The 16,044-nt window shown below is 44.9% G+C and carries 8 protein-coding genes and 1 pseudogene; 5 read left to right on the top strand and 4 right to left on the bottom strand.

The features are described 5' to 3' along the window. The first annotated feature begins 258 nt into the window (after positions 1 to 258). The 3 genes from SU60_RS00710 to SU60_RS00700 are packed head-to-tail and all read left to right on the top strand — an operon-like array spanning position 259 to position 5,157. Positions 259 to 1,545 (top strand): ABC transporter substrate-binding protein, encoded by a 1,287-nt coding sequence (locus SU60_RS00710; RefSeq protein ID WP_041153873.1) that lies wholly within the window; start codon positions 259 to 261, stop codon positions 1,543 to 1,545. Further along, entirely contained in the window at positions 1,545 to 3,899 is a 2,355-nt protein-coding gene (locus SU60_RS00705; protein WP_041153872.1) for an ATP-binding protein, read from the top strand. The genes SU60_RS00710 and SU60_RS00705 overlap by 1 nt, the downstream gene beginning before the upstream one ends. Continuing rightward, a complete protein-coding gene (locus tag SU60_RS00700) occupies positions 3,889 to 5,157 on the top strand; it encodes a sigma-54-dependent transcriptional regulator (protein WP_041153871.1) in 1,269 nt (422 codons plus the stop codon). The genes SU60_RS00705 and SU60_RS00700 overlap by 11 nt, the downstream gene beginning before the upstream one ends. 230 nt (positions 5,158 to 5,387) lie before the next feature. Here the strand turns inward: SU60_RS00700 and SU60_RS00695 are convergent, their stop codons facing one another. Next, entirely contained in the window at positions 5,388 to 6,536 is a 1,149-nt protein-coding gene (locus SU60_RS00695) for an iron-containing alcohol dehydrogenase (RefSeq protein ID WP_041153870.1), read from the bottom strand. A 205-nt stretch (positions 6,537 to 6,741) separates the two neighbouring features. Between SU60_RS00695 and SU60_RS00685 the strand changes: the two genes are divergently transcribed. Together SU60_RS00685 and SU60_RS00680 are read left to right on the top strand one after the other, a co-directional pair. Beyond that, positions 6,742 to 7,620 (top strand): AraC family transcriptional regulator, encoded by an 879-nt coding sequence (locus tag SU60_RS00685; protein WP_041153868.1) that lies wholly within the window; start codon positions 6,742 to 6,744, stop codon positions 7,618 to 7,620. Between the two features lie 277 nt (positions 7,621 to 7,897). Further along, positions 7,898 to 11,068, top strand: a complete 3,171-nt coding sequence (locus SU60_RS00680; protein ID WP_041153867.1) for a chitinase C-terminal domain-containing protein — start codon at positions 7,898 to 7,900, stop codon at positions 11,066 to 11,068. A 98-nt stretch (positions 11,069 to 11,166) separates the two neighbouring features. Here the strand turns inward: SU60_RS00680 and glgC are convergent, their stop codons facing one another. The 3 genes and pseudogenes from glgC to SU60_RS00665 all read right to left on the bottom strand — a co-directional run bounded on the left by glgC (position 11,167) and on the right by SU60_RS00665 (position 16,020). After that, positions 11,167 to 12,381, bottom strand: a complete 1,215-nt coding sequence (glgC, locus tag SU60_RS00675) for a glucose-1-phosphate adenylyltransferase (RefSeq protein ID WP_041153866.1) — start codon at positions 12,379 to 12,381, stop codon at positions 11,167 to 11,169. A 353-nt stretch (positions 12,382 to 12,734) separates the two neighbouring features. After that, a complete protein-coding gene (locus SU60_RS00670) occupies positions 12,735 to 14,483 on the bottom strand; it encodes a formate--tetrahydrofolate ligase (RefSeq protein WP_041153865.1) in 1,749 nt (582 codons plus the stop codon). 233 nt (positions 14,484 to 14,716) lie between these two features. Further along, positions 14,717 to 16,020, bottom strand: a pseudogene (locus SU60_RS00665) (inosine/guanosine kinase). Positions 16,021 to 16,044 lie beyond the last annotated feature (24 nt).

Genomic DNA, 16,044 nt, shown 5'->3' with positions numbered 1-16,044 from the left:
TTTTGTTGCAGGGCCATCTTGGGGTGATAGAACGATCAGTACAAAAGCGTGGATTTGGGACGTAATTGACACATATTGCTTTTTCTCATGAGTCAAAAACGGGAAACTGGCACATAAGTGTGATGTGGCTTACTGATAGAATTAGCAGGGTCATGAATCTGGTGCGTCAATTATGACCCAACAAGGCAAGACAGTATTTTTACATGATCTTTCGTAGATATGAGTTGACGCACATTTTTTAAGGTTTTGGTTATTTTGATGGTTAGTATTCGTAATTTAGCGCGCTTGTTTATTTTTGGCGTAGCCCTCAATACACCGTTCACGTTAGCAGCTGATAATGAATTGGTGATACTCACAACGTTTTCACAAGCACCAATCACAGCGCTGGTCGACGACTTTACGCAGCATTACCCTGATGCCGAAGTGAGAGTGATCCATCGGCGAACTCAGTCAAGCCTACAACTGCTGACTAAGAGCTATATACAGGATATCGATTTAGTCTTGAGTTCCTCTCCGTTTGTGATGCAGGAACTTTCGGAACAGAATCGACTGGCGGATATCCCATCACGGATTAAAGTACCAGAATGGTTATCGCCCTATTTATTACCAAATAAAGAACATGTCGTTGCGTTTGGCTACTCCGGTGCTGGGGTCGTGTGGAACAATGATTATTTAACTGCAAACGCTCTACCTAAACCTCAGCGGTTTAAAGATCTCACCAATCCAGTTTATTTTGGTCATGTCACGATGAGCACGCCAAGTCGTTCTGGGACGACACAACTGATGGTCGAAAGTGTACTTAATCGATATGGCTGGCAAGAAGGATGGCGCATCTTGCTGAATGTCGGTGCAAACCTAGCGACGATTTCTTCGCGCAGCTTTGGGGTCGCAGATCATATTGCCAAAGGAAAGTTTGGCTTGGGACCAACGATTGACAGTTACGCTCTCATTACGCAGCGCAACTTGAACTATATTGGGTTCGCTTATGATGAGGATTTTACCCTCATGCCGACTTACATTGCACAAATCAATAGAGGGAAAAGAGATCGACTTGCTGAGTCTTTCATATCTCATTTACTGTCAAGGAAAGTGCAACAACAAATGGCGGCCAGTACGTTTTCAAAAACCGCATTGAATGATACCGCTCGATTCGGAGGAGACAATCCGGTGCTTGATCTGTCATTGACGATGCCAAGAGAAGTGTTGATAAACCAGATCTTCGATACGGTTATTACCAAACGTCTTCCGGAATTGCAGGACGCTTGGCTGACATTGATCAAGTTGAAGCAACGTGCGGAAGAAAGTCCAAATAAATTACGTGAGCTCAACGCGATAGAGAAACGCCTGTTTGAGTTACCAATCGACGAAGCTCAAGTCATGCAGATTGCTCGCAAGCTAGCAACGTTGGATAAAGACTCGGAAGTAGGGCTGACACATCATCAGGCCCTTCTTGCTGAGTTTTCACACGACTTGGGAAGAGCAATGTCGGATAAGTTACTCGATATCGAAAGGCAACTGGCGGAGTGGAGAGGGAAAGACAAATAGTGATATACCCGAAATATAAAACGATCGGAGCTCGCCTAATCGCTGCTTTTGCTTGCAGTACATTGCTACTCACCGTTGTGTGCGTCGTTGCTTGGACAACATGGAATAGTTTGGATAATCAAGTACGTATACTGTTGGAAGACAGTGTCCCAAAATATAATGCGAGCTACTTTCTTGAGAGTAAAACGAGTGAGATAAAGCGAAGAGTAGAGGCACTAGAGGCAGTAGATAATAAAGTACAACTCACTGAGCAAGCGATGCTGATTAATGAGCAGCTTAGCGAGATGTCTCGTGTCCTGAAAAGCAGTAATATGAGCTCAGAGTTTTTTGATTTATTGGAATCGGACGCTGGCCTCACGTCTTTATTAGCAAGGTACGTTGAGCTCATTTCTACCAAAATTAATCAAACGCGCCGAGTGGACCAGTTAATGGAACAAATTGATTGGTTGCACCAAGACATTCGTTCTGAGCTTAAACCAGTACGTCAAGAAGTCTATTGGCAAATTGAGCGGGTGAATGACTCTAAAGAAATCCAGCAACTTCTTGCTCAACTCAGCACTTTGCAACGAGTGATCGACATTGAATCAGCAGTCTACGACCTGGCGATTGACATTGCAGCGGCTTCGATACCTGAACAAGTTGATAACGGTATGAAAGTGATTCACTTTCGCTTGATGGATCTTCAGGAAAGTAGCGTGACATTGCTCAATCAGCCGACTTCGATTGCTTATGAGCAGTTATTGCAAGAGCTTGTGATGGTTCTTAGCCCTGATGGTGCATTCAATGAACAATTGATGTCTTTGGTGACCTTAAATGGTGATATGCAGCGTATGCAAACGCAGATCTCTACCAGAGTGGATGCAATCTATGAGCAGATTGGCGAGCTGGTCTTCAAAGCCGACAAAACATTTAAACACGTAAAAAGTGAAACGACCGAGCGTGTATCTTACGGTAACCATGTTCTGATCGTCTGCTTTAGCCTGTCTATTCTGACCAGTATGTTTTTGACCTACTACTTTATCAATCGTCGTATTGTCGCGCGTCTGATTAGCTTAGGGGACAGCATTGATGCCATCATTGAAAACGATATGAGCCATCCCGTGGTGGTCGATGGAAATGACGAGATTGGTCGATTGAGTGAAAAGCTGATTGAATATGGTGAAAAAGTTCAGGAGATACAGCGTACCAACGCGCTGAGTTTAATTAATAATACGACAGCGAGTTTGATCACGACCGATGTTCATGGGGTGGTTGAGTCTGCCAACTTAAGCGCGCGTAAACTCTTAAAGCTGGGTGATGTGGCAGAAAACTACCCGATTTGGGAATATTTTCCGGAAAGTTGTCGTGAGCAATTAAGAAAGGTCTTTGATGGTTCACATTTATGGCTAAAACTCGGCAAAGTTAATGTTACTTTGGCGCTCGGTGGTGAAAAGCCAAAATACGTGCGTTTTGACATCAGACCTTTCGCACACGGTGCGGATTATAAGTTGATCATGACCATCACGGATATTACTCACCAAGAGATCACCACCCGAACCTTAGAAAGTCGTGTTCTGGAAAAAACTCAAGATTTAGTGCTTAAAAACCAGTTACTTGAAACTGAAATAGAGGAACGGATCCGGACGGAAGAGAACCTGAAGAAGACGCAGGATGAACTCATTCAAGCCGCAAAAATGGCGGTAGTCGGTCAAACAATGACGAGCTTGGCTCATGAGCTTAACCAGCCGTTAAATGCAATGTCGACTTATTTTTACAGTGCGCGTATGTTCCTAGAGCAGAAGTCACCGGAAAAGGTAGAAGAATCGCTCACTCACATAGAAGGGCTGGCGGCAAGGATGAGTAAAATCATAAACAGCTTACGCCAGTTTGCACGCAAGCCTGATGGTGAAAAGACAGCGGAGCGTGTATGCATTCATGAAGTGGCCGAGCAAGCAATGACGATTGTGAATACTCGGGCGAAGCGACAGCAAATTGTCATTGAAAATCACTTACCAAATGACGTGATGGTCATGGGAGACACGCTGGCGCTAGAACAAATTTTCATCAATGTATTGGTAAACAGTTGTGACGCGTTGATGGAGGTCACAAGAGGTGAGCAAAAACGAATCCAAATATTGTTACTGGATCAATCAAGTCAATCTTCGATGATTGCCATCAGTGACAACGGCTCTGGTTTCGGACAAGCGATCGTTCAGCGTATTTTCCAGCCTTTTGTCTCAACAAAAGAAGTAGGGCTCGGTTTGGGTATGAATATTTGTAAGTCATTAATAGAAAAGCATAACGGAAGTATCTACCTGGCTTCCTCATTAGATAAAGGTGCAATGGTTGTGTTGGAGTTACCGAATGAGCAATAACTTATACTCTGTCTTATTGGTGGATGATGATCAGGACGTATTAGACTCGTACTCACATTTAATGGATATCTCATTAATAAAGTCAAAAGCCATTAACGATCCAACACAAGCGTTACGGTATATTTCTCCAGAGTGGGCTGGTGTGGTGATTCTCGATATGTATATGCCACAAATGCATGGTCTGGAACTGCTTCGGATGATAAAAAATGTCGATGAACGTATTCCGGTGATTGTCATTACGGGACACGGTGATATTCCAATGGCTGTGGATGCGGTGAAGAAAGGCGCGTGTGAATTTCTTGAAAAGCCAATTAATCCTGCGGAATTGCTTACGCTCGTTAAACAGCAGTTAGATCTTCGTAATAGCCAAATCGAACTGCAATCTCAAGCAGAAAAGTCGATTTCACGCTCATTGATAGGCAAATCCGCACACATGGATCAAATCCGTAAGCTGGTGGCTCAGTATGCGCTTTTAGATACTCATATTGTTATCTACGGAGAGTCTGGGACTGGGCGCCATAGTGCTGCGAAACTGGTCAAAGACATGATGTCTCAAAGTAAGGAGATGCAATTAAACTCTCTTTCACTCAGTCAAGCGACAGCGACAGCGTGTATTGATGAAGCCACGAATATTGACGAGTCTTGTGTACTTGTACTCGAAAATTTACCTGAGCTACCGGAAGAGGGGCAACGACATTTGGCCCAGTTACTTCTGGCTCGTGAACGTAATGGCAAAAAGAACCTCCGAGTTATCACTATCTTTGACTCTGAACCAGAAGAATACATCACTAAGCATCAGTTACTACCCGAACTTTACTACTTACTTAACCAAGGCGTAATACACGTACCTCCTTTGCGCCAACGTCCTGATGATATTGTGACAATCTTCCATTACTTTCTGAAGTTAAGTTGTAAAAAGCTTGGCAAAACACTGCCCAGTGTCGATTCTAGCTATCTCACGTTATTACGGAATTACCCGTGGCCTGGCAATATTCGTGAATTGAGAAATATTGCTGAGCTCTATGCTATCGGTATTGTAAAACTGACTGGTAAAGAGCGAATTTACTCACAGAATGACATCCAGTTACCACTTGATGAACTCGTTGACGATTTTGAAAAGCAGTTGATTGAGGATGCGCTTTTTTTACATTCAGGGCGAGTAACGGACGCTGCAAATCATCTACAAATTCCGCGTAAAAAACTGTATCTAAGAATGAAAAAGCATGGCATTGAGAAAGGGGATTATAAGTCTCGATGAACGTTCCCCAATGGGAAGTCGCTTGGCTCACTGTCTTTGTTAATGATTTTTGCTCTAGAAAAACTGGCTATTCTCACCGTTGACTTACCTACGAACCAACACACCCCGCTGAAACGAACATGCGCGTTTCAGCGGGGATACCGCAAATTTAACTTCGTTTATCCGCTGACGTAACTTACGAGTCGGATTTAAATTTATTTTGCGGATATCGTTTTATTTAATGGAATAGTTTAGGCGACAGCAAGCTCAAGAATTTCACGGCTAACCGCAAGATCGATAGCTTGGTTTTCACCCAGAACCTTCATACCGTGTTTGTCTAATTGCCCGATCACTGCATTGATTGCCTGTTCACGATCCTCACCGTAGTTTTCAAGCTGGGTTGCTACATTCAATTGGTGGTAGAAAGCTTCAATTGCCTGCACAGTACGTTCGGCTAGGTCGTCTCCAGCTTCAAGAGCAAAGACATTACGTCCCATTTGCTCCAGTTTCGCGCGTTTATATTGCATTTGGTTACGAAGAAGAGACGGCTGGATGATGGCAAGTGAACGCGCATGGTCAACACCCCAAAGCGCAGTTAATTCGTGGCCAAGCATATGAGTAGCCCAGTCTTGAGGTACACCGCTACCGATTAAGCCGTTTAAGGCCTGGTTCGCTGACCACATAAGGTTCGCACGCCACATGTCATTATCACGATCAGCAAATTGATCACCCAGTGCTTTTAGCGTTTTCAACAGGGTTTCTGCATAGCCGTCTTGTACCATCGCTCCTGTTGGTAGTGTCAAGTACTGCTCACAAACGTGAACCCATGCATCGACAATACCATTGATTAGTTGACGTTCTGGCAGTGTTTTCATGACGTCAGGGTCAAGAACAGCAAACTTTGGCTGTACGGCAGGAGACATGAACGGGAGTTTGTCCTGCGTTTCTGCTTTGGTGATTACTGCGCCCATATTAGACTCAGAACCAGTTGCTGGTAGTGTCAAAATAGCAGCCAATGGCGTTGCTTCTGAGACAGAATGCTTACCTGTCATTATATCCCAACCATCACCGTCGTATTTGGAGGCCGCAGCGACATACTTTGAACCATCAATCACTGAACCGCCGCCTACTGCAAGGATAAAATCGACATTCTGCTCTTTTACGATTTTAACTGCCTTATCTAAGGTTTCTTTGGTTGGATTTGGTTCAACACCAGAAAACTCTAACCAATCACGGCCTTCTAACGCGCTCGCTACGTCGTCATAGACACCATTCTTTTTAATCGAGCCACCACCGTAGATCACCAATACTTTTTGGTCAGCTGGAATGGCTTCTTTGATTGAAGAAATTTGATTTTGACCAAAGTAAATTTTGGTTGGATTAACGTATGAAAAGTTCATTACAGACCCCTTATTTCTTTTATGAGGAAATTTCTTATATGCATATTAATACTTGTTTAGTCGCTTCGGTAGGTGTAATTCTGCAAATAACTTGCCTATTTCTACAAAAATTAACAAAGTTTGCTATGAATCTTAGTGGAAACGAAAGTATAGTATATCAATGGTTCGAAGAAGCTGACGTTATGGTCATTATGGAGTAGATAGGATGAGTTCACTTGCCGAACACATGCAGCAATATGTCGAAAAACACGCTTTGCATAATTTAGAAGGTATTCAAAAAACGGCCGTCGAGGGCGTATGGTTTTATCGCAGTAGCAAGGGAAATCACCGTCAGCCTTTTGTTTATCAGTCAGGGATCATCATTCTGGGGCAGGGGCATAAAAACATCCATATCGGGACGACTCCAGTGAAGTACGGGCCTGAAGAATACCTTGTCGTTGGAGTGCCAATGCCATTAGAGTGTGAGGCAATTGCCAACGAAGATAAGCCCTTGTTAGGGATAACCATTGATATCGCTCCTGCTTTATTACATAAACTGGTTCAAAAGTTAGATGAGCAAAAGTTTAGTAACACCTGCTCAGATTCTTTATGTGGACTGAAATCGGTAAGCATGAGCGAGGGTATGCTTGACGTCTGTAAACGGTTGATGAACGCACTCTGCAATGACTTGGATGTCGCTATGTTAGGCGATTTGATTCTTGAGGAAATTGTCTATCGAACGCTGGTTAGCAAGGAAGGCTATGTGTTGTTTGAACTAGCCCGTCAGGAAGGATCATACGCAAGGGTGGCAAAAGCGCTTTCGCGAGTGCACGAGGGATATCATGAACAGCTTAATGTGCAGATGCTCGCCGAAGAAGCGAATATGAGCGTTTCTGCATTTCATCATGCTTTTCGTAATGTCACACTCGAATCTCCTCTGCAGTACATTAAAAAAGTAAGACTGAATAAAGCTCGTGAGTTGATCCAGATCGAAGGACGTCGCGTGAATGACGCCGCTCGTTTGGTCGGGTACAGTAGCCCATCACAGTTTAGTCGGGAGTACAAGCGACATTTTAACCAAACCCCAAGGTCAACAAAAGGTTAGTGATATACATTCAAGAATGGTTACTTTTTTTGTAAGTTTTATTAATTTGCGACGGAGTTATTTATTCGCTCTGTAAAATTAGCGATTGGTGCCATTTATTAAGATTTTTATTGCAACTATGTAGTGGATTCTTGAGAGGTGCTATTGAAAACGAACAAGTGGGGAGTGTGAAACTTTCAACTTGTACTTAAGTTATTTTACGTCGAAATAAAAGTGTAAGCACGTCCTTATAGACGTGCTTATTATTGTTTTAACAATAACTTAAGGAAGAGCAATTATGCACCTTAAAAACGGGAAAGCAGTAAAAAGTGTCTTTACGCTAAGTACACTGACTGCATCTTGTCTTATGGCCTTTAACAGCTACGCTGCTGTTGACTGCGCCCCTTTGGAAACGTGGGATTCATCGAAAGTCTACACCGGTGGCGCCCAAGTTGAGCACGAAGGTAACGCATATAAGGCGCGTTACTGGACTCAAAATAATAACCCTTCACAGTCTGGTCAGTGGGGAGAATGGGAAAATCTAGGTGCTTGTGATAGCACAGATCCTGTTATACCACCGCAAAATGAAGCGCCGACGGTAACACTCACGTCCCCTTCGGCATCAGCAACCATTTCAGCGGGCGATATTGTTACGCTAGCGGCAGATGCGGGCGATTCAGACGGTACGGTTAGCAACGTTGAGTTCCTCGTTGATGGTGTTGTAGTTGGTCAGTCAACTTCCGCTCCTTACACTGCATCATGGACGGCTACTGAAGGTCAGCATGTCTTCTCGACCATTGCTTATGATGATGTTGGTGCAGTGAGTACGGCAAGTGTTGTCTCTTTAACCGTTGGCACTTCTCAGCCAGGTAATGAAGCTCCGACAGTCGACGTTACGCTTTCTGCTTCTTCTGTGGAACTCGGAGGTACGGTTACGCTAACGGCAAACGCCGCTGACGTTGATGGTACAGTCGAGAAAGTGGACTTTTACGTAGCGGGTTCTTTAGCCGGAACAGCAACAAGCGCGCCTTACTCTTTAGATGTTACGCCTTCTCAAGCGGGCTCTCTTGCTGTATATGCAAAAGCAACGGATGATGCAGGTGCGACGACAGACTCTTCACTGGTTACACTGACGGTAAGTGGTGGTGAGGTTGCGTCTAACTGTCGCCCTGACGGCTTATATCAAACACCTAGTGTCGACGTCCCTTACTGTACCGTTTACGACGAAGAAGGTCGTGAGAAAATGGGTGCTGACCATCCACGTCGTGTGATTGGTTACTTCACGAGTTGGCGCAGTGGCGATGATCCACAAGCCACTTACCTTGTAAAAGATATTCCTTGGGAACAACTTACGCACATCAATTACGCATTTGTTAGCATTGGTTCTGACGGTAAAGTGAATGTTGGTGATGTCAACGATCCAAACAACCCTGCAACGGGTAAAACTTGGCCGGGCGTAGATGTCGATCCTGCTTTGGGCTTTAAAGGTCACTTTGGTGCGCTAGCCACTTACAAACAGAAACACGATGTTAAGACGCTTATCTCTATCGGCGGTTGGGCAGAGACTGGCGGTCATTTCGATACAAATGGCAACCGTGTTGCTGATGGCGGCTTCTATACGATGACAACCAATGCCGATGGTTCGATTAACCATGCTGGCATAGAAAAGTTCGCAGCGTCTGCTGTTGAAATGATGCGTACCTATAAATTCGATGGTTTGGATATTGACTACGAATACCCAACTTCAATGGCAGGTGCAGGTAACCCATATGACTCAGATTTTATGGAACCTCGTCGTCAATACCTATGGGCGTCTTACCAAGAGTTAATGAAAGTATTACGTGAGAAGCTTGATGTAGCGTCGGCTCAAGATGGTATTCACTACATGCTTACCATTGCTGCTCCGTCATCTGGCTACTTACTGCGTGGTATGGAAACATTTGATGTCACCAAGTACTTAGACTATGTCAATATCATGTCGTATGACCTTCACGGTGCTTGGAACGATCACGTTGGTCACAACGCAGCATTGTTCGACACAGGTAAAGACTCTGAGCTAGCGCAGTGGAATGTGTACGGTACAGCTGCTTACGGTGGTATCGGCTACTTGAATACAGACTGGGCATATCATTACTTCCGCGGCTCAATGCCAGCAGGTCGTATTAACATTGGTGTTCCATATTACACTCGTGGTTGGCAAGGCGTAACAGGCGGTGAAAATGGTCTGTGGGGACGCGCAGCACTTCCAAATCAGTCTGAGTGTGCCGCTGGTACGGGTGAAGGAGAGAGTAATAACTGTGGTCACGGTGCAATGGGTATCGACAATATGTGGCACGATCTAGACCCAGCAGGCAACGAAATGGGCGCAGGCTCTAACCCAATGTGGCATGCTAAGAACCTAGAGAAAGGCATTTGGGGTTCTTATGCGCAAGCGTATGGCTTAGATCCGGTTAATGATCCGTCTGACCAACTTGTTGGTACGTACACTCGTCACTACGATGATGTTGCGGTTGCTCCATGGTTATGGAACGCAGAGAAGAGTGTCTTCCTGTCTACCGAAGATAAAGCATCGATCGAAGTGAAAGCGGACTACGTTATCGACAAAGAGATCGGTGGCATCATGTTCTGGGAACTAGCTGGTGACTATAACTGTTACGTACTAGATGAGAATGGTAACCGTACGACGGTTGATGCGACCGAACAAGCGTGTGCGGCTGGTAATGGTGAGTACCACATGGGTAACACGATGACCAAGGCCATTTACGACAAATTTAAGTCTGCAACGCCTTATGGAAATACAGTTGCAACTGGTGCGATCCCAACGGAAGCGGTAGACATCGCTGTAAGTGTTGGTGGTTTTAAAGTTGGTGACCAAAACTACCCAATTAATCCGAAAATTACCTTTACCAACAATACTGGCCAAGCAATTCCTGGCGGTACAGAATTCCAGTTTGATATTCCTGTATCTGCTCCGGATAACGCAAAAGACCAGTCTGGTGGTGGCTTGAGTGTGATTTCATCGGGTCATACACGTGGAGATAACATTGGTGGTTTGGACGGCGTGATGCATCGTGTGTCTTTCTCACTACCGGCATGGAAAGAGTTACCAGCGGGCGGTACCTATGAACTAGATATGGTTTACTACCTACCAATTTCTGGTCCAGCAAACTACACCGTGATCTCTGGTGGTAAAGAGTTTGCGTTCAAGTTTGAGCAGCCAGATCTTCCAATTGGTGAACTGAGCGCAGGGGCTGGAACAGGTGACGGTGGTTCAACAGAGCCAGGTACTTGTGACGCAAGTGGACTCGTGACTTACCCAGACTTCCCACAAACAGACTGGGCGGGTAATCCAAGTCATGCAAATCAAGGTGACCAAGTCATTCACAATGGTGTGGTTTACAAAGCAAACTGGTGGACTTCATCTGAGCCAGGTAGCGACGGTAGTTGGTCAACCGTATGTAACCTTTAATTTGTAAACTAGATATAGACCAAAAGCGCACGATGTGAATCGTGCGCTTTTTTCATATTGTCATTTGCTCGCGACGCCAGAATATACGCGGGTAATAACTAGAACTCGTAGCTTTCTGGAATAACGACAATGCCTTTTTCAGATATACGGAATCGCTTTGCGTCTTCCACTTTATTGACACCGATTTGAGTGTTGGGTGGAATTCGTACGTGTTTATCGATAATGCAATTTTCCAATTGGCAACCTTCACCGACTTCAACATCATCAAACAGAATACTATTCATCACCGTCGCGCTATCGTGTATGCGCACATTACACGCAATAATTGAGTGTTGGACCGAGCCACCGGAGTTAACCACACCATTCGCAATGATAGAGTTTATAAAGATCCCTTCGTTCCCTGTTGCGGAAGAAACGGTTCTGGCTGGTGGGAATTGAGGTTCATAGGTACGAATGGCCCAGTTTGATTGGTATAGGTTCATTGGGGGAACGGGTTCAAGCAAGTCCATGTTTGCTTCGTAGAATGAATCTATCGTACCGACATCCCGCCAGTAGCAATCTTTGTCTACACGTCCTTTGCTGCCACAAAACTGGTAAGCATAGACCGATTCACTGTCGATTAACCTCGGGATAATATCTTTGCCAAAGTCATGGCTCGACGTTTCTATTTTGGCGTCTTGTTCGAGTACTTCTTGGAGCACATCCATATCAAAGATGTAGATGCCCATCGATACTAAGCTCTTTGTTTTGTCTTCGGGTAAAGTAGGGGGGCAATCTGGCTTTTCGATAAAAGAATTCACTAACCCATTTTCATCCGTTCCCATTACACCAAATGCAGACGCTTCTTCAACAGGTACATCCATACACGCTACGGTCAATTTTGCCCCTTTTTCTTTATGCTCTTCAAGCATCGCGGCGTAGTCCATGCGGTAGATGTGATCACCAGATAGAACCACAACGTATTTTGCATCATTACGGGACAACAACCACATATTGTGGTAAATCGCATCGGCTGTACCTTCGTACCATGCACCACCTTTGCGCATTTGTGGAGGAACAGCGGTAATGTATTCACCCAGTTCTGGATTAAATATCGACCAACCATCTCTTAGGTGTTTTTGAAGTGAGTGGGATTTATATTGTGTTAAGACGAGGATTTTTCTGAGACCTGAGTTAAGGCAGTTGGTTAGCGTGAAGTCGATGATGCGGTATTTACCGCCAAATGGAACCGCAGGTTTGGCTCTGTCATCGGTGAGTGGGCTAAGTCTGGAGCCCACACCTCCAGCTAAAATTACAGCGAGTGCGTCTTGCATAGTTTTCTCTTTCCCTATTGTACGAGCCTAAAAACAATACTAACCAAGGGGAGTTGGTTGACGAAAAATAAAGTTTTGAATAGCACGTTATGGTGTATTTATGTTCTATCATCAACTTTAGTACAAGAATCGGGCCATAGAAATTACCTTACTTAAATCAATGGTTTTAGTCGTAACAATGTTATTGTTTGCACCATATTAGTGAAAATTGAATTAAGCATTGCACCATAGCGGGGTGTGCGGGTAAGTCTGTTCTAATTTGGTGATTTACAATGTAAAGTGGTGTGGCATCAAGGAGATAGAGGGAGCTCGTATGTGCTCCCATACATGATTCGATTTGAAAGACTGAATCGTTACGAAAGCCCGATTATATGGCCGTCTTCGTCGATGTCGAGGTTCATAAATGCAGGTTTGTCCGGCAAGCCAGGCATGGTCATGACATTGCCTGAAAGAGCATAGACGAATCCTGCGCCTGCACATAAACGCAACTCCCTAATGGGTACCGAGAAGCCGGTTGGTGCACCTTTAACAGTGGCGTCGGTAGTGATGGACAGTGGCGTTTTGGCAATACATACCGCTAGGTGATTAAAACCTAAACGCTCAAATTGAGAGAGCTGCTGCTTAGCAAGGTCGCTCATGTCCACTTGAGATGCGCCATATCCAGTTTCGCATACTGCCATTAACTTTTCTTTGAGAGTTTGATCCGATTGATAGAGCGGTCTAAAAGCGGTTGGCTGCTCGCATGCGTTGACCACAAGTTGGGCAAGGTCAATGGTGCCTTCACCACCTTGTGAGAAAGCGGTACTAATCGCGACGCTGACCTGTGGATCAAACTCATGAACAAGCTGCTTCAGTTGTGCCAGTTCTGTTTCACAGTCTTGAGGGAACTGATTTAGTGCGACAACAACGGGAATACCATATTTTTTAACGTTTTTAATGTGCCATTTCAAGTTCTCAAAGCCCGCTTGTAAAGCAGCCTCATCGGTCTCAAAAATTGACTCGGGAATCGGAGTTCCTGGGCGCAATTCATAATGGCCTGAATTGGCCTTTAAGCCTCTGAGAGTAGCGACAATTACCACGCAATCTGGGGCGTTCTTAGAGGCGGCCGCTTTGATGTTACACGCTTTCTCAAACCCCATATCCGAGCCAAAACCTGCTTCAGTCACCGTGTAACTGGACAGTTTTAATGCTATCTCATCTGCGATGATTGACGAGTTACCATGCGCGATATTGGCGAATGGACCTGCATGAATGAGGGTAGGGACACCTTCAAGCGTTTGCATCAAGGTCGGTGCAATGGCTTCTTTCAGGGTCACCGTCATTGCACCAGCAACTTGCAAGTCTTCTGTCGTAACAGGGTGCCCTTCTAAGTCATAAGCGACGACGATTTTTCCTATACGCAGTCTAAGATCTTTTAAGTCTTTGGCGAGTGCTAGTATCGCCATTAATTCTGAGGCTGCGGAGATGTCAAACCCTTCATTTCGCTCGTAACCGTTTATGGTTTTACCAGGCTCATTGAGCCCGATTTTGACCAAACGTAACGCTCGATCATTATGATCCATGACTCTTTTCCACGTAATACGGTTGGTATCAATCTTCAAAGCTTTGAGGCCAGTGCGAGCTTCGAATACGTCATATCCTTCGCGTTGCTCGTGGTATAAACGGGCGTCCAGTGCGGCTGATGCTAAGTTATGCGCAGCTGTGACGGCATGAATATCACCGGTCAAATGTAGGTTAAGCTCTTCCATTGGCGCGACTTGTGAATAGCCACCGCCTGCAGCGCCTCCTTTGATACCGAAAACAGGTCCCATTGAGGGTTGCCTAATACATGCCATGACTTGTTGGTTGAGTTTCGCCAGTCCCTGAGCTAATCCAATGGTCGTTACCGTTTTGCCTTCACCAAGCGGAGTTGGGGTGATCGCAGTGACGAGCACCAATTTGCCATCTTTATTATCACGAAGTCGTTGAAGGCACTTGGGGTTAACTTTAGCTTTATGTTTACCATGAGTATCATATTCATCAGGCAGTAAACCCGCTTGCTTGGCGATACGTTCAATGGAAGATAACTGGGTGTTTCGACAAATTTCAATATCAGACTGCATGGATACTCCCAAAAAATGACTAACACGTGCCGTTTAGTGTCAAATAATCAAATCAGACTCTAGTGTTGCGCAACGTTTGCGCGAGAATAATACTGGCTGAGGCGTTAGTGTAAAGAATTATTCGCCAATGATCGTGCTTCATTCTAACTAATAAAACTAATTAGTGCTCTAGATCAAAACGAAAGGCCACCCGATGGTGGCCTTATGTATGCATTGTGTTCAGAGTGGGTGTTTTACCTATCCCAGTAGGTTTCTTCTAAGCTGTCTTCACGTTCTGGCAATGCGCGTGACAAGCGGGGAGAGTGCTGGGTTAAGACTTCGTAGCTGACACGGTTTGCATACTTACAAATCTGCGATAGTGATGAATAAGTAAGACAACGAACGGCATGTTTTTCAGAGCTTGGTACTTCTTTTTGGTGGAAAGAGTTCGCCGCCATATCATGAAGAAGTGCTGATAGAGCCGCATCACCCGCACCATTGGTGTTCTTGATCTTAAGAGGTCCACCTAAATATGGACCGATGTGTGAATACACTTTTATTGGATTCTCGCAGTCGCTTTTGCGCATAGCGCGGCTGAATTCGTATTTATTGAAGTTATCGATAGACCTTCAAGTGTTTCATGGCTCGTTTCGCGCTTCACTTTATCATCGGCATATCCGGCCATATAGAGACCGTTAGGACCCGCTGTACACAGGACGAGATCAACCCATTCCAGTGCAGCATTCGCGGCTTTCAACGGATCGGTTTCGCCAGTAAGCGCAGCCCCTTCTTCTTCATTCATCGCGACGACCGATACGTGCTCACGGATATAATCTTGCCACCAAGCTTCATTACCCTCGATCACATATTTTGTCCCAAGCGTTAGGACGACTGGAACATCATGCTGCTTAGCAAATTCAATGGCTTTTTGCACCGCTTGCGGCATCGGGTCGTCTTTTTTTCCACGCATTAGATAAGAAGAGACCACAAGTGCAGACGCCTTATCAAAGACTTCTTCTGGGATACTTTCAGGAAGAAGCTGGTTCATATGACCTTCATTGATAGCGAAAGTGCGTTCGCCATCTTGAGTTATCAGTGTATAGCAACGTCCAATAGGACCATCGACGGTTTGTAGATGGTTAAGGTTCATACGTGAAGAGGTACGGCATAGATAACGGTATGCAAATGAACCGACTTGAATGTTTTTTGACATCACTCCCAGCAGTACGGACTTACTATCAGCAAGGACAGAATAGTTATGAAGTGTATTGCCTATCGTGTCACCCGGATATTGATGTGTAATCAATCCTTGTTCAACTAATTCTTCGTAGAGAGCGTCTGCTTTGCTTTCTTCAAGGACAAGTGAATGTCCCTTACTTAAGTCGTATCTTTCTAAAAACGCATCATCGACACGCGCTTCAATATCCACGATGGTTTGACCAACACCAACGATCGTTGGACGATAGAGCTTTGGTGCTTGTCGAATTTGGTTGACTAACGGATCTCGAGCATGGGTCGGGAAGTAGTGTTTTGATTTGCGCTGACCAGGAAACTTCATACTTGTATGTGAGTGAGAAAAAAT

Origin of the sequence: Vibrio mytili (genome assembly GCF_000830505.1) — a bacterium.
In the GTDB taxonomy this organism is placed as follows: domain Bacteria; phylum Pseudomonadota; class Gammaproteobacteria; order Enterobacterales; family Vibrionaceae; genus Vibrio; species Vibrio mytili.
This window is presented reverse-complemented; position numbering and strand designations above follow the sequence as displayed.

What these genes read in the sequence shown, in the direction of transcription:
- SU60_RS00710 (WP_041153873.1), top strand. Translation starts at nt 259, where the DNA reads ATGGTTAGTATTCGTAATTTAGCGCGCTTGTTTATTTTTGGCGTAGCC.
- SU60_RS00700 (WP_041153871.1), top strand. Translation starts at nt 3,889, where the DNA reads ATGAGCAATAACTTATACTCTGTCTTATTGGTGGATGATGATCAGGAC.
- SU60_RS00695 (WP_041153870.1), bottom strand. Translation starts at nt 6,536, where the DNA reads ATGAACTTTTCATACGTTAATCCAACCAAAATTTACTTTGGTCAAAAT.
- SU60_RS00685 (WP_041153868.1), top strand. Translation starts at nt 6,742, where the DNA reads ATGAGTTCACTTGCCGAACACATGCAGCAATATGTCGAAAAACACGCT.
- SU60_RS00680 (WP_041153867.1), top strand. Translation starts at nt 7,898, where the DNA reads ATGCACCTTAAAAACGGGAAAGCAGTAAAAAGTGTCTTTACGCTAAGT.
- glgC (WP_041153866.1), bottom strand. Translation starts at nt 12,381, where the DNA reads ATGCAAGACGCACTCGCTGTAATTTTAGCTGGAGGTGTGGGCTCCAGA.
- SU60_RS00670 (WP_041153865.1), bottom strand. Translation starts at nt 14,483, where the DNA reads ATGCAGTCTGATATTGAAATTTGTCGAAACACCCAGTTATCTTCCATT.